At 45.2% G+C, this 24,588-nt stretch carries 21 protein-coding genes; 8 read left to right on the top strand and 13 right to left on the bottom strand.

The genetic code is table 11. The features are described from left to right. Positions 1-97: 97 nt before the first annotated feature. From FQV28_RS10435 to FQV28_RS10425, 3 genes are read right to left on the bottom strand one after another with little or no spacing between them, the layout of a single operon-like run. The gene (locus tag FQV28_RS10435) at positions 98-1,009 is read right to left on the bottom strand and encodes a DMT family transporter (RefSeq protein WP_146496250.1); all 912 of its coding nucleotides are present in this window, start codon (positions 1,007-1,009) and stop codon (positions 98-100) included. 51 nt (positions 1,010-1,060) lie between these two features. Further along, positions 1,061-2,122: a copper resistance D family protein gene (locus FQV28_RS10430; protein ID WP_146496248.1), complete on the bottom strand. Its 1,062-nt coding sequence runs from the start codon at positions 2,120-2,122 to the stop codon at positions 1,061-1,063. Beyond that, on the bottom strand, positions 2,119-2,691 hold the full coding sequence (locus FQV28_RS10425; RefSeq protein ID WP_146496246.1) for a copper resistance CopC family protein: 573 nt from the start codon (positions 2,689-2,691) through the stop codon (positions 2,119-2,121). The genes FQV28_RS10430 and FQV28_RS10425 overlap by 4 nt, the downstream gene beginning before the upstream one ends. A gap of 167 nt (positions 2,692-2,858) precedes the next feature. On the opposite strand from FQV28_RS10425, the gene FQV28_RS10420 reads away from it, so the two are divergent. Then, entirely contained in the window at positions 2,859-4,865 is a 2,007-nt protein-coding gene (locus FQV28_RS10420; RefSeq protein WP_146496244.1) for a sensor domain-containing protein, read from the top strand. Positions 4,866-4,900: 35 nt separating this feature from the next. On the opposite strand, the gene FQV28_RS10415 is transcribed toward FQV28_RS10420, so the two are convergent. From FQV28_RS10415 to FQV28_RS10395, 5 genes are all read right to left on the bottom strand, one after another. Continuing rightward, on the bottom strand, positions 4,901-5,356 hold the full coding sequence (locus FQV28_RS10415) for a threonine/serine exporter family protein (RefSeq protein ID WP_146496242.1): 456 nt from the start codon (positions 5,354-5,356) through the stop codon (positions 4,901-4,903). 11 nt (positions 5,357-5,367) lie between these two features. Continuing rightward, positions 5,368-6,123 carry a threonine/serine exporter family protein gene (locus FQV28_RS10410; RefSeq protein WP_146496240.1) on the bottom strand — a complete coding sequence of 252 codons (756 nt, stop codon included), beginning with the start codon at positions 6,121-6,123 and terminating at the stop codon, positions 5,368-5,370. Between the two features lie 411 nt (positions 6,124-6,534). Beyond that, positions 6,535-7,674 carry a zinc-dependent alcohol dehydrogenase gene (locus FQV28_RS10405; protein ID WP_146496238.1) on the bottom strand — a complete coding sequence of 380 codons (1,140 nt, stop codon included), beginning with the start codon at positions 7,672-7,674 and terminating at the stop codon, positions 6,535-6,537. A 103-nt stretch (positions 7,675-7,777) separates the two neighbouring features. Continuing rightward, the gene (locus tag FQV28_RS10400; protein WP_146496236.1) at positions 7,778-9,925 is read right to left on the bottom strand and encodes a beta-propeller domain-containing protein; all 2,148 of its coding nucleotides are present in this window, start codon (positions 9,923-9,925) and stop codon (positions 7,778-7,780) included. 63 nt (positions 9,926-9,988) lie between these two features. Continuing rightward, entirely contained in the window at positions 9,989-11,179 is a 1,191-nt protein-coding gene (locus tag FQV28_RS10395) for an alanyl-tRNA editing protein (protein ID WP_146496234.1), read from the bottom strand. A gap of 123 nt (positions 11,180-11,302) precedes the next feature. Between FQV28_RS10395 and FQV28_RS10390 the strand changes: the two genes are divergently transcribed. After that, on the top strand, positions 11,303-12,229 hold the full coding sequence (locus FQV28_RS10390; RefSeq protein WP_146496232.1) for a diacylglycerol/lipid kinase family protein: 927 nt from the start codon (positions 11,303-11,305) through the stop codon (positions 12,227-12,229). Positions 12,230-12,263: 34 nt separating this feature from the next. On the opposite strand, the gene FQV28_RS10385 is transcribed toward FQV28_RS10390, so the two are convergent. Genes FQV28_RS10385 through FQV28_RS10375 form a run of 3 tightly spaced genes read right to left on the bottom strand, consistent with a single transcriptional unit; the run spans position 12,264 to position 16,146 of the window. Then, complete coding sequence (locus FQV28_RS10385) at positions 12,264-13,454, bottom strand: acyl-CoA dehydrogenase family protein (protein ID WP_146496230.1); 1,191 nt, start codon at positions 13,452-13,454, stop codon at positions 12,264-12,266. Between the two features lie 24 nt (positions 13,455-13,478). After that, positions 13,479-14,645: a saccharopine dehydrogenase family protein gene (locus FQV28_RS10380; protein WP_146496228.1), complete on the bottom strand. Its 1,167-nt coding sequence runs from the start codon at positions 14,643-14,645 to the stop codon at positions 13,479-13,481. A 19-nt stretch (positions 14,646-14,664) separates the two neighbouring features. Then, complete coding sequence (locus FQV28_RS10375) at positions 14,665-16,146, bottom strand: aldehyde dehydrogenase family protein (RefSeq protein WP_146496226.1); 1,482 nt, start codon at positions 16,144-16,146, stop codon at positions 14,665-14,667. A 237-nt stretch (positions 16,147-16,383) separates the two neighbouring features. Here FQV28_RS10375 and FQV28_RS10370 point away from each other — a divergent pair, with 237 nt between their 5' ends. The 6 genes from FQV28_RS10370 (at position 16,384) to FQV28_RS10345 (ending at position 23,082) form a co-directional block, all read left to right on the top strand. After that, positions 16,384-17,370 (top strand): MerR family transcriptional regulator, encoded by a 987-nt coding sequence (locus tag FQV28_RS10370; protein ID WP_146496225.1) that lies wholly within the window; start codon positions 16,384-16,386, stop codon positions 17,368-17,370. Positions 17,371-17,625: 255 nt separating this feature from the next. Continuing rightward, positions 17,626-19,209 (top strand): ATP-binding protein, encoded by a 1,584-nt coding sequence (locus FQV28_RS10365; protein ID WP_186763843.1) that lies wholly within the window; start codon positions 17,626-17,628, stop codon positions 19,207-19,209. Between the two features lies 1 nt (position 19,210). After that, the gene (locus FQV28_RS10360; RefSeq protein WP_146496223.1) at positions 19,211-19,888 is read left to right on the top strand and encodes a response regulator; all 678 of its coding nucleotides are present in this window, start codon (positions 19,211-19,213) and stop codon (positions 19,886-19,888) included. 138 nt (positions 19,889-20,026) lie between these two features. Next, positions 20,027-21,037 (top strand): Bug family tripartite tricarboxylate transporter substrate binding protein, encoded by a 1,011-nt coding sequence (locus FQV28_RS10355; RefSeq protein ID WP_186763842.1) that lies wholly within the window; start codon positions 20,027-20,029, stop codon positions 21,035-21,037. 50 nt (positions 21,038-21,087) lie between these two features. Further along, positions 21,088-21,540: a tripartite tricarboxylate transporter TctB family protein gene (locus FQV28_RS10350; protein ID WP_146496221.1), complete on the top strand. Its 453-nt coding sequence runs from the start codon at positions 21,088-21,090 to the stop codon at positions 21,538-21,540. Between the two features lie 15 nt (positions 21,541-21,555). Beyond that, complete coding sequence (locus tag FQV28_RS10345) at positions 21,556-23,082, top strand: tripartite tricarboxylate transporter permease (RefSeq protein WP_146496219.1); 1,527 nt, start codon at positions 21,556-21,558, stop codon at positions 23,080-23,082. 91 nt (positions 23,083-23,173) lie between these two features. Here FQV28_RS10345 and trhO read toward each other — a convergent pair whose 3' ends face one another. Together trhO and FQV28_RS10335 are read right to left on the bottom strand one after the other, a co-directional pair. Further along, the gene (trhO, locus tag FQV28_RS10340) at positions 23,174-24,136 is read right to left on the bottom strand and encodes an oxygen-dependent tRNA uridine(34) hydroxylase TrhO (RefSeq protein ID WP_146496217.1); all 963 of its coding nucleotides are present in this window, start codon (positions 24,134-24,136) and stop codon (positions 23,174-23,176) included. Between the two features lie 150 nt (positions 24,137-24,286). Then, positions 24,287-24,588 (bottom strand): IS3 family transposase (locus FQV28_RS10335; RefSeq protein ID WP_146496215.1); only part of this gene is annotated, 302 nt, incomplete at its 5' end.

Genomic DNA, 24,588 nt, shown 5'->3' with positions numbered 1-24,588 from the left:
ATGGTAATTATTATGCCACAACTTTCTGATAATCCATAATGATTTTCCTTAAAATATGAAAAAACAGCATCTTGAAAAGATGCTGTTTCTAATGTCGCTATGCTTTTTCTTCTGTCAGTTTTTCTTTTCCGGCTAGAGAGAGCCAAGTAACAAAAACCAACATTGCAAATGCCCCGAACAATTGGAGAGGCGCCAGTAATTCGCCGAACCAGAAAACCGAAAGAATCATTGCCGTTAATGGCTCAAACGAAGACAAAATGCTCGTCTCGACTGCTGTAATAAACCGCATGCTGCTTAGAAACAGCACAAAAGCGAGCGTACCAAGCACAATAATACCGAGAATGGAGATGACCGCCTGAAAACTCATGATTTTCGGCCATTCGTTCGACAGGAAAATAGGATTAACCAGGCCGGCGAAAATTCCGCCGATAAGCATGGACCAGGCGACAACCAGCAAGACCCCCCATTCCTGCATCAATCGCGCTGGGTAAATAGTGTAAAATGCGAAAGCTAGCCCGAGTAAAAGCCCCCATACTAAAGCCTCCCCGCTGATCGTCAATTTATCCGGCTGGCCATTCGTCAACAACAAAAACAATCCGGCGAGTGTTCCAGCCATACCAATCAATTGATACGAAGGCGGCCATTTTTGTTTGTTGAGCGAGACAAATAAAATAATGTAGATTGGCGCCAAAAATTGCAAAAGCGTTGCGACCACCGCGTTGCTCGCATGAATTGCTGTAACAAAAGCAAACTGGCATCCGAGCATGCCGAGAATTGAAAAAACAACTAGTTGGCGTACCCACATCCATTGCCGGAAGACGCCAGTCAAGCGTACTTTTTTCAATTTCAAAAAAATGAGCAGCAACATGCCCGCTATCGTCATGCGGAGCGTCAGGAGAAATGAAACAGAGAACTCAAAAAAAGCCAGCGTCCATTCGATCAACGGGCCAGTTGCCCCCCAAAGCATAGCGCCGCTGATGACCATGGCGATTCCTTTCAATCGATTCACACGACCGCACCTCTCTTCAGGATAAAAATGCTTTTATGGATGGCTTCAAGATTAGAAAGAAACGTTTAGCATCAATCCAATGTAGACCGTTACGATAAAACCTGTTCCAAAAAGAAACGGCAACCACGATGAAACTTGCCGGTAGGAACTGAAAACCATCATGCTCAGCAGCAAAATACCGATTACAAAAAGTACGATACCATTTACTGACCAGTCAAGAGAAGCGTCAAACGGAATAGATTGCTCTCCCTTAAGCAAAACAACTAAAGGAGCAGCGCCTTCCGCTTGAAACGTATGATGGATTTCATGTGGCGGTGCTTGCTTGCTCATAAACGCGGTAAAAAGAAATACGAAAAAAAGCAGAAGACTTTCCACTTTTAACCACGTTCGATCCAATAGACGCCCCTTGTTCAAAAAACCATTGATAAAAGCAGCAGCAAGCAGCGGAATAATGCTTAAATGCTTTAGCAGCAGCATTTGTCCGTAAGGCAACACCCAAGAATTGGCGTAACTTTCCGGTTCAACAAAGTAAAACATAATGAAAACACCTGTAGCGATCAGTGCGGCTACACAAAAAACCGCATAAGGCGTAAACCAGGACAAAAAACGTGCCCAGTTGGAATCATCTATTGAAAACCAGGCAATGTGCAATAATACGCCTGTCCAAATTACCATGAAAAAGAAATGCAGTGAATGGCTGGCAAATCCAGACCAAAGAGATAATGACGCAACGTGGCTAAAGTAACCGATCACCAAAATCAATAAAATCAAATAATAGGCTTGGTTATATTTTGAAGTATCAAAGTAAATGGCAAACCCCAAAAGAAGCGACAAAGCAACTGTAACGAGCCAACCATGGCCATTGCCCGATTCAAGCAAAACGGTTAGAAACGTCCCGATCCATCCTTCACCGTTTTCCAAAAAAACCGTGAGTTCAATCAGCGGTGCCAGTGAAAACAGCGCGGTGCCAGCGACACAAATCAACAGTAAAGCTTTAGACTCAGAAATCCGCGGCTTTTTATCTTCAGGAACAAATTTCAAAACAACCGATCCGGCAAGATACGAAAAAACTGTATACAGCAGAAAATCAGCTATCGCTGTGAAAGTTATCATTGCTTCTTCTTAAAGAGGGTGAACAGTCCCGCTACTACTAATAAGCCAGCAGCGACAATCAGCACCATCACGAGCGCATTGCTTTCTTCTTCGCCGCCGGCAGCTGCCTGCTCGTTAGTTTGTTCTTCCACAACCGGCTCTTCGGCCGCGGTCCCCTCTTCTTCAACAGCGGGTTCTTCATCTGCGGTTCCTTCATTTTCCACTACTGGTTCTTCTATAGTTTTAATATCGATGGCAAACGGAATTTCCCCTTCAATCGGATGGCCGTCAGCGCCGATAATTTTCCACTGAACCGAATAAGCCCCGTTAGGCAGTTCTTCGGCTATAGTTCCGGACATCATATCTCCAGCCACCTCAAGGCCTTCGAATTCGTAGGTTTTATCTTCTCCTTGTAGAACCATTGTGCTTCCTTGCTCAATCGTTGTACCAAATGTAAGCTGCACTTCTTCAAGCATTTCTTTGATCACTTCACCCTCAGCAGGTGTCGAAGCCGTCAATGTTGTATGGGCTTGCGCAGAAAACGGCAGTACCAAAATCAGGAATAATGAAGCCAATATTATTTTTCTCATAACCTTCTCCTCAGTAAATTATTATTTTATTCTCGATTGTCTCATGCCATTAGAGTTTATCATAGTGAACAATATTCATAAAATGATAGAGAATATTTCCAAATAGATGACGTTCTGCCTTTTCTTCTTTATAATGAAAATAAACTATGGAGAAGGAGCGTCATTGAATGAGTGAAATGCAAGAACTGTTATCCGACAACCTCGTTTTTAACCATATCCCTTTTCCCATTATCATTATGGATAAAAACGGGCTCGCTGTATGGTGCAACCGCCATGCGGAACGAATTTTCCAGATCGAATCGGAAACGGTCAAAGGCAAAATTATTCCTTATATGAACCCTGAAAAAGCTGACTCACTAAAGCAGCCTTGGGAAGCGATACTACATAACAGAGAACCGATACGATTTGAAGATGTCGAAATCGAGCTGACTGATGGTATACGGATATATACAACTGTTGTTGCGAAAGCTTTCACTTCAGAACAGGATCAATTTGTCATGGCTATTTTTGAAGTCGACGAATCTCAGACAGAAGGCTCGGCCAGCAGAGAATTGGATAGCTTGCGCCAAGGCTTGGACGATTCGTTTATGTTGCTTTATTTTGACGAAGAGTTTTTGATTACATACGCAAATCCGCTATTTTTGAAGTTGAGCAAGTGGACGCCAAAGCGGATTCTAGGAAAACCGATTTGGCAAATGTTCGGTGGTGAATCCGACGACGTCCATTTAGTGGAAACCATCATGTCTACGTTGAAGAACGGCGACGTCTGGAATGGGGAAGTTAAAAAACTCAAGAAGGACGGAGAAGTTTATTGGGTGGATTTAACGGCTATCCCTATGCATGTAGCAGGCGATGACGCTTATTATATATTTCTTGAAAAAGACATTACCGCAACAAAGAATGCGCAGCACCATTTAGAGGAAATCGCTTTTATCGACCCTGTGACTGGGTTGGAAAATCGCCACCGTTTGGAGCAAGTGGTCAATGAATTTATAGAAGAAAAAAAGCACTTTTCATTTGTTTTTTTGGACATCGATCATTTTTATACACTCCGGGATGTTTCAGAAACCGATACAGAAAACCAATTGCTGATCGAATTTACAAAGCGGTTGCGCACGTATTTCTCAGACTCTATCATCACTCGGGCAGGATTGCATGAATTTGCTTTGGTCACACCGCTCAGCAATTGGTTTATCGAAGGATTTCTTCATTATTTGCAGCAACATCCGATCTACCTTCACGGCGCTGCCATTCCGATGACTGTCAGCGGAGCCATTACACGCTATCCGGAAGACCAGCAAACATTTGTCCATTTGATCAAAGCCTCACATGCTACGGTTAAAAAAGTGAAAGACCGCGGAGGAAGTGCTATTTCCATGCTGACCGCAGACGATCATGAACAGTTGAACCGTAAAGCACAAATTGAAAAACGGCTTATCCATGCGCTCGACCGACGAAACCTGCAACTGCTTTACCAGCCGCAAGTCAACTTAAGAACCGGTGAAGTCGAACGGGTAGAAGCGCTCGTCCGCTGGAATGATAGCGAAGTTGGGATTGTCCCGCCAAATGAATTGATCCCGATTGCTGAAGAAAGTGGCATGATTCATGAAATCGGATTATTCGTCCTGGAGACAGTATGCGCCCAATTAAAAGACTGGAATTCCCGCGGTTTGGATCTCCACGTCAGCATCAATTCATCCATCCGGGAATTCCGTGATAAAGACATGGCGACCGCATTGATGAAACAAGTCGAAATTCATGGCTGCGATCCCCGCTCACTGACAATCGAAATTACCGAGAAGTTTGCGCTTGAAGCTGAAGCAGAGCGTTCCATTATCCGGCAAATGCAACAATTGAACCAACAGGGCCTAAGCTTTACATTGGACGATTTTGGCACTGGCTATGCTTCATTCCGCTATATGCTCTTATTGCCAATTTCATCCCTGAAAATCGACCGGACCATTATCCAATCCATAACGCGCCAAGAAAAAATGCAAAAAATGATCAACGGCATGATTCAATTCGGTAAATCACTTGATTTCCAAGTAACTGCTGAAGGCGTCGAAACGAACGAACAGCTTGAATTGCTTCGCGCCATGGATTGCGACAGTATCCAAGGATTCATCATCGGCCATCCGATGGAAGCAAGCGAGCTTGAAAAATGGCTTAAATAAAAACAAAAATCAGCACGGCCAAAATTGCTTTTGGCTCATGCTGATTTTTTTTGCATTCGTTTAGCTTGTTGTTTAAAAAATAATTGCATCAATACTTCAGCAAAAACAAGGCCCATTGCAATAGCGCCAGAAACCATTAATGCTTCCGATGCGAACGCAATCGCTTCCAGATAGTTGTTTTCCACAATATTGCGCATTGCATTATACGCTTTGCTTCCCGGCACTAGCGGAATGATTCCTGCAATACTAAAAATGATCATCGGCATTTTGAATTTTTTTGCCAAAATATGAGCTGCCAACGCCACGGCAAATGCACCGGCAAAAGAGGCCTGGACTGAATCGTCAAAAGCCAAAAAATACGCTCTGTATATGAGCCAGCCGCTCATCCCGACCAATCCGCAGCTCACCAAAGTTTTTTGGGGCGCGTTAAACACAATGCCAAAAGAAGCTGCAGCAATAAAACTAAGTAACGCTTCAAGTAACCAATTCATCGTACCCCTCCTTAGAATGACAAGACAAACGCAACACCTGCGCCGATTGCAAAAGCCGTCAAGAATGCTTCAGCTCCATTCGACAAGCCCGAAACAAAATGGCCTGCCATCAAATCGCGGACCGCATTGGTGATTAATAATCCCGGAACCAGTGGTATGACGGAACCGATAATAATGGTGTCGAGATTCGTTCCCCATCCCAGATTCACAACTAAGGAAGCTAGAACCGCCACCATAAAAGAACCAATAAATTCAGAGAAAATTTTCACACGTGTTTGCGCCAAAATCATTTCCACAATGAAATACCCCAATCCCCCAAACAAAAAAGCAAAAGGGAAATCGCTCCAATTTCCGCCAATTAAAATCATAAAACAACCACTCGCTATAGCAGATGCGAGCACTTGCAGCTTCATACTGAACAAATAATCGGTTTTATTGATAATTTGCATTTCTTCATATGCTTCTTGTAATGTGTATTCTCCTGAGACCAATTTTCTTGAAACCGCATTGACTAAAGCTACTTGCTCCAAGTCTGTTCTCCGGCTATTAATTCGGACAAAACGGGTGGCAAGTTCATCACTTGGCGAAAACATGATTCCCGTTGGTGTAACAAAACAATGGGCGTTCATCATATTTTGCGATACTGCCATGCGCATCATCGTGTCTTCCACCCGGTAAGTTTCCGCTCCGCTTTCCATCATTATTTTGCCGGCCAACAAACAGCATTCCAGGGCAAGCTCCCGCCTCGTCTCTTTTATATGAGCCACATGCTTTCCCCCTCTTTTCTTCCTGTCTATCTTAACCTAACAACACAAAAAACTAAACGCTCCGATAGTCCGGAGCGTTTAGTCCAAAATACTACTATATAAGTTGAACTAATAATCTTTCACTGTCGATATTCCGTAAAACAGCTGGGCTTGCCGCGGGCGTCTCCGCTGTTTTACTCCATATCTTAGATAGCACTGCAGAAACGCACAAAGTTGCTGATTCTCAACGGGCTTAACTAGCGCCGGCGCGTCCAGGGGCTAGGCGGAACTAGGAGACGAGTGTTTTTCTCGGCTTCTAGTGGGACGACAAAGCAGCGTAGCGATGCAGGAGCAATCGTCTTTGACCTTCCCAAAACGTCCAAAGCGGTGTATGAAATGATAATTCTTAAATTCAACTTATATAATTGGTTGTTATGGTTTCAATATTACTTTTGTACATTCTTCCGTGCGGTCGTTGAAGATTTGATAAGCAGCACTCGCCTGTTCCAAAGGAACCACATGCGAAATGATTTCGCGTGGGTCAAATTCCTCGTTTTTGATTTTTTCAAATAGCATCGGCATCAAATGGACAACTGGAGCCTGCCCCATTTTCACAGTAACGTTGCGTTCGAAAATATTGCCTAACGGGAATTGATTGTAGTTTAATCCGTATACGCCTGTCAATTGAATTGTCCCGAACTTGCTTACCGCATCTTTGGCAATGTCAATCGCACTTAACGTTCCGCCTTGCAATTTCAGTTTTTGTTGGATCGCTTCTGCAGGAGATTTCTTGCCATCCATTCCTACACAGTCAATGACTACTTGAGCGCCGCCGGCTGTAATTTCATGGATAAACGCTCCTGTATTATCATGCATGGTAAAATCGATAATTTCTACGTTATTCATTCTTTTTGCACGTTCCAGGCGATAATGTACATGGTCTACCGCTATGACGCGTTTTGCGCCTTTCATCCAAGCGAACTTTTGAGTCATAAGCCCAATTGGCCCACATCCAAGAACTACTACTGTATCACCCGGCTTAACTCCTGCATGTTCTACGCTCCACCATGCCGTCGGAAGGACATCGGATAAAAACAGCACGGATTCATCTTCCAATTCCGCGGATTCCGGTATCACAAGAGGCAGGAAGTTCCCGTACGGCACACGCAAATATTCCGCTTGGCCGCCTGCGTAGTTGCCGTAGCGTTCGGTGTAGCCAAATAGCGCTCCTGTATCGTAGTGCGGATTGCCATTCGAATTATCGCACATGCTCTCTAGGTCATGGGTGCAGTAGTAGCAATCGCCGCAGCTTACATTAAACGGCAATACGATGCGGTCGCCTTTTTTCACTTTTGTCACTTCCGGCCCGACTTCTTCTACAATACCCATTGGTTCATGCCCGATGACAAATCCTTTTCGAGTCGGCAAGGCGCCTTGGTAAATATGCAAATCCGAGCCGCAAATTGCCGTCGATGTAATGCGTACGATAATGTCGTCTTTTTTCTGGATTTTTGGATCTTCAACTTCTTTAACTTGAATGTCCTTAACTCCTTGGAACGTTACTGCTTTCATCCATATCCCTCCGTTTTTTCAGAATACTTTCCTTCTTCCCTATTTTTGATAGTAAAAAACGTTAAAAGCGGAGGCAAAGAATTTTCTTTGCCTCCGCTTTCGTTCATTTATAGCTCAATGCGCTTGTTAAACTGAATGTTTCTAAGTTATAGCTTTTTACTTCTGTCGGAGAAACTGTATAAAGCGAGTCGTCGATATAGAGTATCCGTTGAACGCTGGTTTCCCAATTTTCGATATCGGATTCTGTCTTAGCCAATAAGTTCGCCGTTTCTTCAATGCCTTCCGGCGTAATGGAATAGATCATTGCCCCGGCTCCTTCAAACTCTACATATTCACTTTCCGTTCCACTAAAAAGTGCAACTGGAAAACCGTATAAATTCTTGTCAACATGGGTGAACAGCGCTTTATGGTCGTATTGAAGCGTTGAATACGTTCCCGAGCCGCCGATTATTTCCGTATCTTTTTCAACTGGATTGGAAAAATCCGTGACATCGAATAGGGATATCTTCATCCCGCCCGTCACAACCCGCGGCTCTCCGCCTTTTACCGGTTCAAGCTTCGTGTCATAGCCAAAACCGATCAAATGGTTTTCCCCTAGCGGATGCAAATAATTCGAGAATCCTGGAATTTTCAGTTCACCCAGTACTTCCGGTGCTGAAGGCGTCGAAACATCGATGACGAAGAGTGGATCAGTTTCTTTAAAGGTCACCATATACGCTTTGTCTTCCATAAAGCGGGCTGAGTATATCCGCTCTCCTGGAGCCAAATCTTCCACCGAACCGACTTGCTCCAGCTTGTCATCAAGTATAAACAAATGGTTCTTAGATGGTGCCGCTTCGTCCCAAGCAAAACCTTCAGTAGTTACTGCCCGGAAGTAGCCGTTAAACTCATCCATCGAAAACTGATTCAGCAGCGAGCCTGTAATTTCAGCTGAAGCCAGAAATTGTACAGCTGCACTGTCCAATGCAAATTTGAAAATTTTTGTGTTTGCTTGCTGAGGCAGCCAAATCGACATATCAAGTTCTTCGTCTTTCTCGTCTTCGCTGATCGGCATGAAAGCTGAAGCTGTCAAATACAAATGGTCTTTTGTCATGTACAACTGCTCGCTGCCTCCTAAAAACCCTTCTGTCACAAGTTCATTCTTCTCCGGATCGGCTAAATCGATTGCCGTAATGATACTATAGCTTGCAGATGTTGTCCCGGGAAGAATGACAATACTTTCAAACGGCAGCGGCTGCAGATCTTTCCCTTTTTTCGAATCGTACGAATGCGGCCGGATTTCCCCTTTATCCGGCTCTTCTAAAATACGGTAATCAGGAATGGCGCTTGTTACGTAATACAACAGGCCATCCGTCAATCGGGCGCTGTTCAAGTTTCCTTCAGTGCCGAATTCCCGGATTAACGTTGGATTTTCTGGATCTTCCACATTATATAGATGGACGGTAGTCAATGCTGTTTGCGGACGATATTCGAGAATTTCGCCTGCTAGCGGCATGGCGGAATACTCGCTTCCAATCACCACCAACACATTATCTGACAAAAACAACTGCTGCGGATACATCTCCTCTTTAAAGGTCAGTTCCTTAGCAACTGCCATTGCTTCCGGGTTCCTTACATCCGTGATGACCACTTTTGCTTCACTGATGGCGTAAATATAGGAACCGTCTGTCTTCACCAGATCCGCTTCGTCCACTCCATCAACTTGGTTATTGGTAGTTGAATAACTTTCCCCGCCGCCTCCACTTGCAGAGCTGCTATCAGCCGACTCTTCGGTAGCGACAGACCCTTCGGTTGTGAATAAACCTGGCTGCCCGCTGTTTCTCTCTAAAACCATCAGCTGCTTGAAATAGGCCTCCAGCTCTTCCGCGTTCGACAATTTCTTCAATTCTTCCTGTACAGAAAATGAAATTTCAGATGCAGACAGCGATTTCAAAAAACCGCTTTTTACCGCCGACTCTTTAATGTGCAATTTGTAATCACCGACTAATAGCTGAGGAATATGAATGGTTTTTCCGTTCTCGAGCAAAACCATATCCGTTTTTACCGGATTGCCTTCAGCATCAGTGACATACAAATCCCCTCTTTCAATCGCATCGGGATCAAGCTCTGAAGAAAAGCTCGCACTCCAACCTTGCTCTGCCAAGGCAATAGCAGACGCACTGACGGAAACTTTATCGCTCATGACAGCAAAAGCCACCCCGAAAATTGCGATTACTACCGCAGCCAGCAGCCAGATTCCCCTTTTCTTCATTATATTCCCATCCTTTCGGCCCTTCTTTTCCCATTAGACAGCAACGCGCTGAAAAAGTTACAGCTATCCCTGTAAATTTTTCATTGAATTCCTGAAAACTTCAAAGAAGTTCTCTATTGGCGAGGCAAAAATGCCTCCGCCTTGTCCAAACTGAGCGTTTCCTCCGCCTTTCCCATCGGTCATGGCGAGTAGTTCTTTTAAAGGAATCCGCATATCACCGGTTGCGCTGGCGCCTCTTGCGCAGACGAAGCGGATTTCTTCCTGGTGAACCGACACAAACAAAAGCACCGCTTTCGGATGATTTGCAATTACGAGCTTTGCAAGTTGCTGGACTTCTTTGATTGGCCGATCCTCGAATACTTTTTCAATCGTCTCATTGTCCGGATCGGGGCTTAACGTTGCCGCTTCTGCTTCTAACAACTTGCCATTCAATTCTTTTATGGATTTTTCATTCCCAGCTTTTTCTTGCAGCAACGCTGATGCTGCAATATTCAATTCCTGAATCGGCGCATTCAACTGGCGAACCAGTTCGTCTGTCGTTTCAATCAGCTGTTGAAAGTAATGGAATGCGCGCTTGCCGCATAAAAAATAAACACGGGTGCCGCCTTTGGATTTTTCCATACTAATCAATTTTAACATGCCGATATCCGCCGTATTCAGCGGGTGCGTCCCTCCGCATGCATTAATGTCGACACCTTCAATCATCACTAAACGGACGGGGCCTTCCACTGCCGGAGGCTTCCGCAACTTCAAAGCTGAAACTTCTTCATTGGCAACCCAAGTCGTTTGAATCGGAATATGCCGCTGAATCACCTCATTGGCTTTCTTTTCGACGTCCAGCCATTGTTCTTTTGTGATATGGGGAGTATCCAAATCGATAGAAACTCGTTCAAAGCCGAGATGGAAGCTGCTTGTTTTCATGTTATAATGATCATCAAAGACAGCACTAAGTACATGTTGGCCCGCATGTTGCTGCATATGGTCCCAACGGCGTTCCCAATCAAGTTCCAATGAAGCAGCGCCGAGCGGCAATGGCTGTTCGGTGTAATGGCGAATCTCGCCCTCAACCGTTTGGACGTCAAAAACTTTTACATTATTAATAATTCCCGCATCAGCCGGCTGTCCGCCGCCTTCCGGGTAAAAACATGTTTTATCGAGCAATGCAAAATAGCCGGCTGCATCTTTATCGCTATGAATAACAGTTGCCTCTATTTTTTTCAGTTCTGGATTTTCATAATATATTTTCGTGGTCATGTAAAATTCCCTCATTCCTGATAATAATCTTTTGTCTTTTCGGTTCTCTCCCGTTGCTGTGTTTATAAAAATTCGCTGAGTGGAAAATGATAACTAATAGAAGGCTTAAAGGAGGTTAATGGTGTGCCAAGATTCAACCATACTGTTTTATTGTATAACGCTCAGGCCGGCCAGTCCATGAGCGATACGATGATCGCCCTCACCACTCCTGCGCTGGCAGCAGAATCCCAAGCACTTGAACTGGTTCAGACGAATTCTCCTGAAGAGTTTACCGAAGCATGCAAACAAGCTGCAGAAACTGCAGATGCCCTGTTTGTGGTCGGCGGCGATGGGACAGTCCATTTGGCGGTCCAAGCGTTGACCACACTTGAAAATCCTCCGCTGCTTGGGATTTTGCCTGGGGGAACATGCAATGACTTTGCCCGAACACTCGGAATTCCACTTTCTTTAGATGAAGCTGCAGCCTCTCTTGTTGGCGGAGACATTAAAGAGATTGATACCGCCCGGATCAACGGAAATTCTTTCCTTAATTTTGCTGGCATCGGCGTCATAACGGAGGCTTCGACTAATATCGACCCCGAATTGAAAGAACGCTATGGCAAGCTGAGCTATTTCATGAGCGGCTTGCGGTCGCTCAGACAAGCCGAAACTTTTTCGGCCACTGTTGAAGTAGATGGGATCGTCCACCTCGAAGAAGGCGTGGTCATTTTGGTGATGAATGGCAAATCGATTGGCACCCATACAGTTCCTCTGCCGCTGATTGACCCTACTGATGGGTTGCTTGACATTTTTATCGTGCAGTCTTCTTCTATCGCAGCCATACGCGAGTGGCTTTCTCTTGCACAGCCTGAAGTTTTAACTGATGAACTAGAACACGTTACCCATTATCAGGGACGCCGTATTGCCATCCGGACCGAGCGCGAAATGGATGTCGATACCGATGGGGAAATATATATGAAAACACCTTTGGAAATTGAAGTACAACCGAAAAAATTGAAAATGCTCGTTCCAAAAGCAGAAGAAAATACCTTTTCAGGAATTTCCGCATAATAAAAGGATGGCCGGATATCCGGTCATCCTTTTATTATGCGGACGGCCACGGAGGCAGCATCCTGTTCAACTTTTTGTCTTCACGTTTGCCAAGCACGTACTCGGCTTGCATGATTGTATGAATTTCACGTGTTCCTTCATAGATGACCGGAGCTTTGGAATTGCGTAAATACCTGGCTACCGGATACTCATCGGAATATCCATAGGCTCCATGGATCTGCACCGCGTCATCTGCTGCTTTATTGGCGAAATCGCAAGCCTGCCATTTTGCTAATGACGTTTCGCGAGTATTGCGGATTCCATTGTTTTTCATCTCTCCTGCCCGGTAGACAAGCAGCCGGCTCATTTGATAGCCCGCTTCCATGTTGGCAATCATTTGCTGCACCAATTGGTGTTCGCCAATCGGCCTGCCAAATGTCGTGCGGGACTGGCAATACTTTACGCTTTCTTCCAAACAGGCCATGATTAAACCGCAAGCTCCAGCTGCAACAGTAAAGCGGCCGTTATCAAGTGCGGCCATCGCAATTTTAAATCCTTCTCCTTCTTCCCCAAGCCGGTTTTCAGCCGGTATGCGCAAATCATCAAAAAACAGTTCGCCGGTATTCCCTGAACGGATACCGTATTTTCCTTTGATCGCCTTTGAAGAAAAACCTGGACGCGTGCGTTCAACTATAAACGCACTGATGCCTTGATGCTTTTTCATTTTGTCCGTATAAGCAAATACGATAAAATGGTCGGCCACATCACATAACGAAATCCAGGTTTTCTGGCCGTTTATTACATAGTCATTTCCGTTGCGTACCGCCGTGGTCAAAAGTGCTGCAACGTCAGAGCCTGCTCCCGGTTCCGTCAATCCGAATGCCCCAATTTTTTCACCTCTTGCCTGAGGAATCAAAAATTGTTCTTTCTGCCATTCAGTTCCCCATTGCAAAAGCGTCATTGAGTTCAAGCCGGTATGGACAGAAACCGCGGTACGAAAGGCAGTGTCTCCGCGCTCCAATTCTTCGCAGACAATTGCCAAGGAATTATAGTCCATTCCGCTGCCGCCGTATTTTTCCGGAATGCACACCCCCATCAGTCCAAGATCAGCAAGCCGCTTCCAGACATTTGGATCAAAACCACCTTTCGCGTCCCACTCTGCAATAAAAGGGGAAATCTCAGCTTCCACAAACTGCCGTACTGTTTTTCTGAGCAATTCTTGTTCATGTGAAAATTCAAAATTCATGCGATGCCCCTCCTTTTGGACGGTTCAGCTTTGATAGGTCGAATAATGTACCGTTTCTTTTATCAACACTCCGCGTGTTGCCATTTCTTCTATATATTTGTCTCCAGGAACAATTAGCTCTGGCGGATGTGCTCCTCGTTCAGTGATAATATTTGTACCGATCATTTGCGCCGCCACCGAAACCGTAAACGCTGTTGCGCGAGCCATTGCTGTAATGCCTGCCTCCATGTCTTTCAAGGTAACCATATCGTAAATATAAGCAAGTTCTTCATCTTTTCGGCTGCCGGCAACAATCACCCGCATCACTACTGCGTCCTGTTTGTCACCGAGTGCAGTGATAGGCTTAAGCACTTCTCTCAACACATCGCGCACTTTAATCACATGGCCGTCGACAACAACGGTTTTCTTGCGGTCGGTAAAGCCCAGATCTACAAGCAGGCGGAACTTATCCGCATGCCCTTTGTAGCGGACTGTTTTGTATTCGAGCGTTTTGATGCCTCTAAAAGACTCCAGCAACGTCGAAGTTCCTCCTGAAGTATGGAAAGCTTCCAATTCGTTAAATCCTTCAAAAGCAATTGGCTCCGTCTCGGACAAAGATGGCACTTTCAACAGCTTGCCATCACGGATAATATAGGACGGGTCTGTGTAATGATCGAACACGCCATCGAGCGAAAACACATGATTATACTCGAGCGGCGGTTCGGGATTTACCGGAATACCTCCGACAAAGAGCTTGATTTCATCGACTTTATCCAGCTTAGCGGCGCCATATCCGGCTAATATATTAATCATGCCCGGAGCCACTCCCAAATCCGGTATGACTGTCACTCCTTTTTCCACTGCTTTTTCGTGCAGCGCTAAAACCGCTTTTGTCGCCCCGCCGATATGCCCCCCAAGGTCTACTACATGAACTCCGCATTCAATGGCGGCTTTTGCCACTCTTTTATTGAACGTATAAAAAAGCGCATTGATTGCCACGTCTGCTTTAGACAAGACATACGCCAATTCTTGGTCGTCATTGGCATTTAGCTGGAGTACTTCCAATTTGTCGCTTTGGAGGCCATTCTTAAAAGCGAGGGCTTGCTCGACCGCTACATCCGCTAAATAGACTTTTTCCACCTTATCACTGGCAATCAAATCTTTCGCGGCTTGTTTACCCATCAGTCCTGCACCTAATACAGCTGCTTTCATCCTTGGCATCTCCCTCCATTTAAATTTCATTATCGATCTGAGCACGTTGAAGCTTGCCGCTGTAATCGACATATATGCTTTTCCATTCAGTAAAAACATCAAGAGCGGCAACTCCGGAATCACGGTGCCCGTTGCCGGTTCCTTTTGTTCCACCAAACGGCAAATGGATTTCTGCTCCCGTCGTTCCCGCATTAATATAAACAATCCCTGTATCCAAATCGCGCTGCGCTTTGAATACGCGGTTGACATCAGTTGTATAAATTGAGCTTGATAAACCGTAAATAACGTTATTATTCACTTCAATCGCTTCTTCAAAATCCGCGACTTCTATAATGGAAACAACCGGTCCAAATATCTCCTCCTGGGCGATTCGCATATCCGGCGCAACATCTGTAAACAATGTCGGGGCGTAATAGTTTCCCTTGTTATAAGGCGCATAAGTTAAGATATTACCGCCAACAAGCAAGGTTGCTCCTTCTTCTTGTCCGATGCCGATATAAGAATGAATTTTTTCAATGGCTTTTTGATTGATGACCGGTCCCACTTTTACGGATTCGTCTAATCCGTCGCCAATCGTCAAGGTTTTAATTTTATCAATAAGCCGGTTTTGCAGTTCTTCTTTTACGTCTTTATGGACAATGACGCGGCTGCAGGCTGTACAGCGCTGCCCGGCAGTTCCAAAAGCGCTCCAGAGAATGCCTTCGACCGCCAGTTCGAGATTTGCATCTTCCATGACGATTACGGCATTTTTGCCGCCCATCTCCAAGGATACTTTCTTTAAATTCCTGCCCCCTGCTTCTGCAACTTTCCGTCCTGTTTCCGTTGAACCAGTAAAAGAAATGACGCTGATGTCCCGATGCTCCACCATGGCAGTTCCCACTTCCGAGCCGGAGCCGAATACAATATTCGCCACGCCATCCGGCAGTTTTGCTTCATGGAATATTTGGGCCATCTCGTTGGCCATCATCGGTGTTTCCGTAGCCGGTTTCCACAGGAATGTGTTGCCTGCTACAATGGCCGGGAACGATTTCCAAGTAGCGATAGCCACAGGGAAATTCCACGGCGTGATCAAACCGACAACGCCGATTGGCGATCGGACGCTCATGGCAAATTTATCGGCAAGTTCCGACGGGGTCGTTTCACCGAACAAACGTCTTCCTTCTCCAGCCATGTAATACGCCATATCGATGCCTTCTTGCACTTCACCGCGCGCTTCTTCAATCACTTTGCCCATTTCTTTTGTCAAAACTTGAGCCAGTTGTTCTTTTTTCTGTTTCATCAGCCTGCCAATTTCAAATAAATAGTCCGCCCTTTTAGGTGCTGGCACTTTCGCCCATTTTTTCTGTGCGGCTTTTGCAGCTTTTACCGCTATGTCTACATCTCTTTCTGTCGACAAAGGCACTTGAGCCAGTTCTTCTCCGTTTGCAGGATTCAGCACCGCCGTGTATTCAGCAACCGAGCTCTCCTGCCATTTTCCGTTTACGTAATTCGCTAATTTCATAATTGTCCCCCCTTTTCGCTAATTAAGAAACCGCTTTCAATCCTATTGTTTCATATCGCAAGAAAAAATCCTAGGAGTCTATATATAAATATCTGAATTTTCTTTTAACATTTTATCGGATTTGCCGTTCAAAAGTCTTTTTGCTACTGTGCACAAAGAATCAATTGAACTCTTTTTATTGAAACGGATTGACAGTCACGGTGCGTAATAGTTAACTAGAAACTGAGGTGATCAAATATGTACAAAGTACAAGAAGTGGCAAAAATTGCAGGCGTCAGTGTCCGGACCCTTCATCATTACGATAGCATTGGGCTTATGAAGCCTTCGAACATAGGGTCCAACCGTTACCGTTACTATAATGATGAGGATTTGAAACTGCTTCAGCATATTCTATTCTTTAAAGAAATCGGTTTTTCGTTGAAAAAGATTCAAGAGCTTGTCGCTGAAGGATTTGATCCGGAATCCGCACTTGCTCAGCATTCATCGTTTTTGCGCCAGAAACAAGAGCGTCTTGAAAAATTGATCCAAAACGCTGAGATGACTCTCCATGAGTACCAAGGGACAAAAAGCATTACGAACGAACAGCGTTTCAATGCTTTTGCCAACGATAAAGGAATCGAAAGCATCGATAAGTATAAAACAGCGGTCAAGCAAGAAGCTCCTAAATTAGCTGTAACTGCCGGGGCAGCAGAAAGCATAAGTGAAATCAATTATGCAGATGAGCCATTTACAATTGAAGAAATTGTTTCAGTTGAAGGTTTATCACCTTCTGAAGAATTTACAGCTAGCGAAGCAATCAGCCTGCCGGAAAACTCTACATCAATCGAAAAAACAGAAACTGTTGAAGAAACCGCTCCTACAGAAGAGTCAGTGTCAGAAGATGAACCTATCCTTGCTGATGAGCCCCAAGTTGAAAAAGCTGCTCCTGAAAAAGAAAAGGAAGATTTAGAAGAAATCAACCGGGAAGGCAATCGCATATACACTACAGTAGCTTCGTTGATGCATCTGCCGGCGGATGCAACAGCAGTCCAGAAGGAAATGGAAGCTTACTACATATTGCTAAACCGCTTCTACAACTGCAATCCGAAAATGTTCCGTGGGCTTGGCGACTTGTATGCCTCAGACAGCCGCTTCTCCCATAACATAGACCAGCATGGCAGTGGCTTAGCCAAGTATTTGAAAGATGCCATGTACATTTATGCAGAAGGCATCGAAAATGCGTGAGTTAATCGGTCCTTGCACTAATTGCGGCAAAGATGTCTATTGTCGGGATGGCTTTTTAGAAGGCGCTTATATCAATAGCAAACTGCTTTGTATTAAATGTGCAGAATTGCAAGAGAATCCCCCGCAAAAGTAACCCTTTTGCGGGTTTTTTTAATTTACTCATAAAACTGGCAATTGTGTTCCCCTCTTTCTTACTTTAAACTTCTTGTTAAGTTGATCTGGTGTTACACACAAATAGAAATGGGTGATCCCGATATGCCACTGCAACGAAGAATTTTTTTATACGGAGCGCTTTTCATCTCAACAGTCATGGTGCTTGCAGGTATTTCGTTTTATCTGACCATTTCGGATGCAATCGAAAAAGAGGCTGGTGAACGCGCGCTGGACATTGCGGAAACGACTGCTGAGCGCCCAGATGTCATACTGGCATTCCAACTGCCTGACCCTTCGGCCTCTCTTCAGCCAATTGCCGAGACTATCCGGGCCCAAACCGACGCCGAATACGTGGTAATCGGCAATCAAGATGGAATTCGCTACGCCCATCCTTTGGAAGACCGGATAGGGAAAAAAATGATTGGGGATGATAACGAGCGGGCCCTCCTGCATGGGGAAGCCTATGTTTCTGAAGCCACCGGTTCACTTGGGCCTTCTCTTCGTGGCAAAGCGCCCATATTCGATGAGACCGGCACTATCATCGGCGTTATTTCAGTCGGATTTCTAAAAACAAGCATGACCTCCACTTTCCTTGAATATGCCGATTCGATCATCGGCATTGTCCTGATCGCCATTGCTTCCGGTGCCATCGGTTCAATGGTTCTTGCCCGCAACATTAAAAGGACGCTGTTCGGTTTGGAACCGGCAGAAATCGCCAGCCTTTATAGAGAGCGTAATGCGTTGATAGAATCTGTCCGCGAAGGCATCATTATGGTAAACAAGAGTGGGAAAATCACCATGGCGAATAACTCGGCTTATGAAGTTCTGTCAGTGCCTAAAGACAAACAGCTCATAGGTAAACTGATCGAAGAAGTCCTGCCGAATACTCAATTGCCCCATGTCCTGACTACAGGAGAATCCCAGCTCGACCGTCCCATGACCATTCATGGAAACAAGACGATTGTCAACCGGATACCAATCCGACACGGGAATGACATCATAGGAGCTGTCTCCAGTTTCCGCCTGCAGTCTGATATTGAAGGGATGAGAAACGAAATAACCCAAGTGCGCCAGTATGCCGATGCATTGCGTGCACAGACCCACGAACACAACAATTTGCTCTATACCATTTCCGGGTTGATCCAGCTGAATTCACTCGAAGAAGCTATGGAGCTGATCCATGATGAGACGGAAGAACAGCAATCACTTGTGCATTTTGTTTTGAAACATGTACAGGATCCGCTTCTCGGAGGCATTTTAATCGGCCTTTTCAACCGGGCCCGCGAATTGAAGGTGAAATTTCTGTTGGATGAGGAAAGTTTTTTGAAAGAGCTTCCTCCACAATTTGAAAAAAGCCTGTTCATTTCGATCCTTGGAAATCTGGTGACAAATTCGTTTGAAGCGGTTGAACACCTTCCGGAAGATCAGCGAATTGTCCGGCTATTACTTTCCAATAATGGATCAGAAATCTTAATAGAAGTGGAAGACTCAGGAGAAGGACTGGATCCCAGCATTCTTACAGATCTTTTTAAAAAGCGCATATCCACAAAAAATGGCGAAGACCGGGGATACGGATTGGTCAAAGTATATGAGAATGTTCGTGATCTGAATGGGGATATCGCCATGGAATCAGGAGATTTGGGCGGAGCGCTAATAATTATTTCCATAAAAACAGGAGGAAATTGAGATGATCGAAGTTTTAATTATCGAAGATGACAAAAGAATTGCCGATATACACAAGCGCTTTATTGAAAAAATCGAAGGGTTCCAAGTAGTCGGTTCAGCCAACACTGGATCAGAGGCAAAAGATTGGATACAGACGTTAAAACCGCAATTGATTTTACTTGATGTATATCTTCCAGATATGAGAGGAACCGAACTGATGGCTTTTATCCAAGATGAAAGCCCGGAATCGGATATCATCTTTATCACTGCAGCTTCTGAAACCGATATTGTCAAGAAAGCCTTCCGGGGAGGCGTTTTTGACTATATTTTAAAACCCTTAACTTTCGACCGTTTTAAAGAAAGCCTGCTTACCTACCATCAAAAAAGAAGTTCATTGGAAAAGCAAGGCTCATTGGACGAAGATTCCATCAAGTTGCTTTGGAACAAAAGCCTTTCTGTGCCTAGTGAACAATCGGTTACACCGAAAGGAATCGATCCTAATACAATGGCCAGAATTAAAAGGAAATTGGCCGATTGCAGCTCAGGCATGACAGCAGAGGAAATGGGAGCCGCTTGCGGGATGAGCCGCTCAACTGCCCGGCGTTACCTTGAACACTTGGTTTCCGAACAGTCAGCTGTTGCTGAACTGCTTTACGGAACCATCGGCAGGCCTGAAAGGCGGTATTTCCCCCGCCCGTGAACTTTATGAACAATATTAATAATTTGGATAATATTGTACTTATGCCCACAAACATTGAATTTCATAAAAGTTCTGATAAGTTAAAGACAGCAAATGAAAGCGCTGTCTTTTTTATTATTTTAAAGGAGGATGATTTATATGTTGAAGAAAATATTTTCAGTTTCAATGGCTGGTGTTTTAGCTCTAAGTCTCGCTGCTTGTTCTTCCGGAGGAAACACGACTGCAAGTGAAGCAAAATATCCTGAACGCGGAATCACCATTGTTGCACCGTCCGGAGCTGGCGGCGGCTGGGATTTGACTGCTCGTTCCATCGCAAAAACCATGAGTGCCACAAAGCTGATTGAAGAGCCGATTACTGTGGAAAATAAACCCGGCGGCGGCGGAGCCGTTTATATGGCAGAGTATGCTACTAAAGAAGCGGAAAACGACTACATGATGCTAGTGAAATCTCCTCCAATCTTAATCAATAACAATAAAGCGGAAGGCAACAGTCCATACGGCTATAAAGATACAACGCCGCTTGCTCAATTGACACGCGACTATGGTGCAATCGTCGTCAGAGAAGATTCTAAATTCCAAACGTTGACAGATGTTCTGGAAGCCATCAAAGCTGACCCTACTGCAGTGACTTTGGCAGGCGGTTCCGCTCCTGGATCGATGGATCATCTTGTGGGCATCTTGCCGGCATTTGAATATGGCATTGACCCGAAAGCGGTCAAATATGTTTCTTATGACGGCGGCGGTGAAGCGGTAGCTGCTTTGCTTGGCGATAACGCTGATGTCATCGCAACCGACGCCTCCACAATTGCGGAATACGTAAAATCCGGAGATGTCCGCGTTCTTGCTGTCAGTTCACCGGAACGCCTTGAAGGCGAACTGAGCGAAGTGCCGACATTCATGGAAGAAGGAATCGATGCCGAATTCACCATCTGGCGCGGAATTTTCGGTCCTAAAAACATGAGCGATAACGCAAAAGAATACTGGTCCACAAAATTAGAAGAAATGTCCAAAACCGAAGAATGGAAACAAGAGCTTGAACAGAACGGCTGGCAAAGTGAATACAAAGATGCCGCAGGTTTCGAGGAATATCTTCAAACCCAGGAAAAAGTTATTGTCGAATTATTGACGGCGCTTGATATGCAAAAATAATGCGAAAGCGGCTTCGGCCGCTTTCTTACTTTAAAAAGGAGTGAAAGACAATGAGTAAAACGTTCGATCGCTTTGCTGGAATCGCATTTTTACTGATTGGCCTTCTGTTTGTCATCGAGAGCCAGCGGATTTCCGAAAGTTCCTACGGTTCAGCGGTCGGCCCGGACATCTTCCCCATCGGCCTTGGAGCAGTATTGATTTTATTGAGCCTGCGCCTGCTATACGAAACGTTCCGTTATCAAGCCGACACCCAAAAGGGAGAACCTGTGTTATATAAGAAGTTTATCGTGATTTTTGTCAGTGCGCTTTTATATGCGGCACTGCTGGAGCCACTGGGGTATGTTATTACGACTTTCGCATTTCTTTTGGTTGCGTTCCAAACAATGGAGCGCGGAAAATGGATCAAGTCCATTGTGATTGCAGGACTGTTCTCATTTGGCGTTTATTACTTTTTCGCTGAATTCCTCGGCGGTTCGCTGCCAGGTTTCCCGGTATTTCTATAAGAGAGGAGGAGCAACATGAATACTATACAATTTTTGATGGATGGATTCGGTATCGCTTTTCAATGGCAGAACATCCTTTTCGCCTTTGTCGGAGTTTTGATCGGGACTGCAGTTGGCGTATTGCCTGGAATAGGGCCAATGAGCGGAGTAGCACTTCTGATTCCTGTTACAGCGACCTTGACGGCCGGCTTGCCGACCGAAGCGGCAGCGGCAAGTTCGATCATCCTATTGGCGGGTGTCTATTATGGCGCCATGTATGGCGGTTCAACAACCTCCATCCTGCTTAATACACCCGGCGAATCTTCTTCTGTTGTTACGACGCTTGACGGTTACCAAATGGCCAAGCAAGGACGCGCCGGATCGGCTTTGTCCATAGCCGCCATCGGATCGTTTGCGGCAGGGATCATTTCACTGATCGGCCTAGTGCTGCTGGCGGAGCCCTTATCAAATGTGGCTCTTCAGTTTGGCCCTGCCGAATATTTCTCCCTTATGCTGCTCGGCCTTGCTGCAGTAAGCGGGCTTGCCGGAAAATCGATGACAAAAGCTTTGATGATGACCGTGTTCGGTTTGATGCTTGGTACAATCGGAATCGATGCCGTTTCCGGAATTGCCCGTTTCACTTATGATATCCCTGTCCTATACTCCGGGCTGGAATTCCTGACAATCGCTGTCGGCCTCTTCGCCTTGGGAGAAGTTTTCAAAACTGTTTTAGAGCGGGATCATGAAGATGGCACAATGGCGAAAATCGGCCGGATCCTCCCGACAAGGAAGGATTTGAAAGAAAGCGCTGCACCTATCATGCGCGGTTCATTTCTCGGATTTTTCATTGGTGTTCTGCCTGGTGCAGGAGCTACACTTGCTTCATTTTTCTCCTATATCGGAGAGAAAAAGTTCAGTAAAACACCGGAACAATTCGGCAAAGGGGCCATCGCTGGTGTTGCCGGCCCGGAAGCCGCCAATAACGCTGCTTCAGGCGGCGCCATGATTCCTCTACTGACTCTAGGGATTCCCGGTTCCGGGACAACCGCCATTCTTATGGGCGCTTTGATCATGTACAATATCCAGCCCGGCCCGTTATTGTTTGATGACCATCCAGAAGTTGCTTGGGGGCTCATAGCGAGTATGTTTGTCGGAAACCTCATGCTGCTTGTGCTGAATATGCCGCTGGTCAAAGTATTCGCTAAGATCATCCAGACACCTAAGAAATATTTGCTTCCAATCATTATCGCTATTTCGTTCTTCGGCGTCTATGCCGTGCAATATACCACTTTCGACTTGTATCTGCTTCTTGCTTGCGGTGTGCTTGGCTACTTGCTGACAAGAAATGATTTTCCTGTTGCACCTCTTGTATTGGCGTTGGTTCTCGGCCCGATGATCGAAAACAATATGCGCCGTGCATTGACCATTTCAAACGGCGATTTCTCTACTTTCGTTACAAACCCGATTTCGTTGGCTCTGCTCATAGTGGCTGCTGCATGGCTGCTTGTTCCCCTGCTTTTGAAATTGAAAGGCCGTTCAGTTGTATTAAATGAAGAAGGATGATTCACAGGTATTGAACCCCTTTTTCCTGCATTTCATTTCCTGTTATAACAAACAAAAAAACCGTCCATTAGGGACGGTTTTTTTTATTTGTTTAAACTTCAGTTGTTTCTTTCAGTGCATCCAAGCGCGCCTGCACTTCTACGCCTGTCAAGCCGTGTTCGAATGCATAGCGGTTGCGCGGATGTTCGCGGCACTCGTCTGAGCATGAACGCATGTATTTATGTTCGTTTTCTTCTGAAGCCAAGATTTTCTTGTTGCATTCAGGGTTTGCACAGTTTACATAGCGTTCACACGGTTCCCCAGTAAAATGGTCTTTGCCGACCACTACATGTTCCACTTGGTTTACTGGAACTGCGATTCGCTCATCGAAAACGTATAATTGGCCGTCCCACAGTTTGCCTTGCACTTCAGGGTCTTTACCGTAAGTGACAATGCCGCCGTGCAATTGGGCTACATCTTCAAAGCCTTCTTTTTTCAGCCATCCAGAGAATTTTTCACAGCGGATTCCGCCTGTGCAATACGTTAAAATTTGCTTGCCTTCAAACATTTCTTTGTTTTCACGGACCCATTCCGGCAAATCACGGAAGTTTTCAATGTCCGGACGCACAGCGCCGCGGAAATGGCCAAGGTCGTATTCGTAGTCATTGCGGGCATCAAGCACGATCGTATCTTGATCCTGCATGCGTTTATAAAATTCTTCAGGCTCTAAGTACGTACCTGTTAATTCGTTCGGATTGATGTCTTCTTCCAGACCCAAGTGAACGATTTCTTTTTTCGCTCGTACATGCATTTTTCTGAATGCATGGCCATCTGCTGCGTCAATTTTGAAGACGATATCCGAAAAACGCGGATCGCTTTTCACCATCTCCATATAAGCTTCTGTCTGTTCGATTGTACCAGAGCATGTACCGTTGATTCCTTCATGGGAAACAAGGATACGGCCTTTCAACCCAAGTTCTTTACAGGCTGCCAAGTGCTCAGCTGCGAAAGTTTCAGGATCTTCGATTGGTGTATATAAATAATAAAGTAAAACGTTGTGTGTATGATTTTGCATGAATCATACCTCCTAATTTTTCATTTTATTGCCTAGCCTCTTAAGGCTTCAAAACCTTATCAATTCTACAACAAAACAAAGAGTTTTTCAACTTCTCGCCGAAAAAAAACATCCGCCGAATGAACTGACCCAAAAAAGTTAGACAAAAATTTAAGCAGCTTGTTGCGCATGAGTCCGGTAGTCAACCGGACTCATGTTTTTTAATTTGGACTTCATTCGTTTCCCGTTGTAATAAATCAGGTAGTCGTCCAGTTCCTGAAGGAAGTGCTCCACACTTTCAAATTCCTGCAGGTACAGGAGCTCCGTCTTGAGAATGCCAAAGAAGTTCTCAATAACGGCGTTGTCGAGGCAGTTCCCCTTACGGGACATGCTTTGAGTGATGTTTCGATCTGCTAATGCTTTCTGGTATTTTGCCATCTGGTAATGCCATCCCTGATCCGAGTGGAGGATGA

This window comes from Planomicrobium sp. CPCC 101079 (assembly GCF_007859275.1).
Lineage (GTDB): Bacteria > Bacillota > Bacilli > Bacillales_A > Planococcaceae > Planococcus.
Note: the sequence above shows the minus strand (reverse complement) of the source record. Positions and strands in the feature narration are given on the sequence as shown.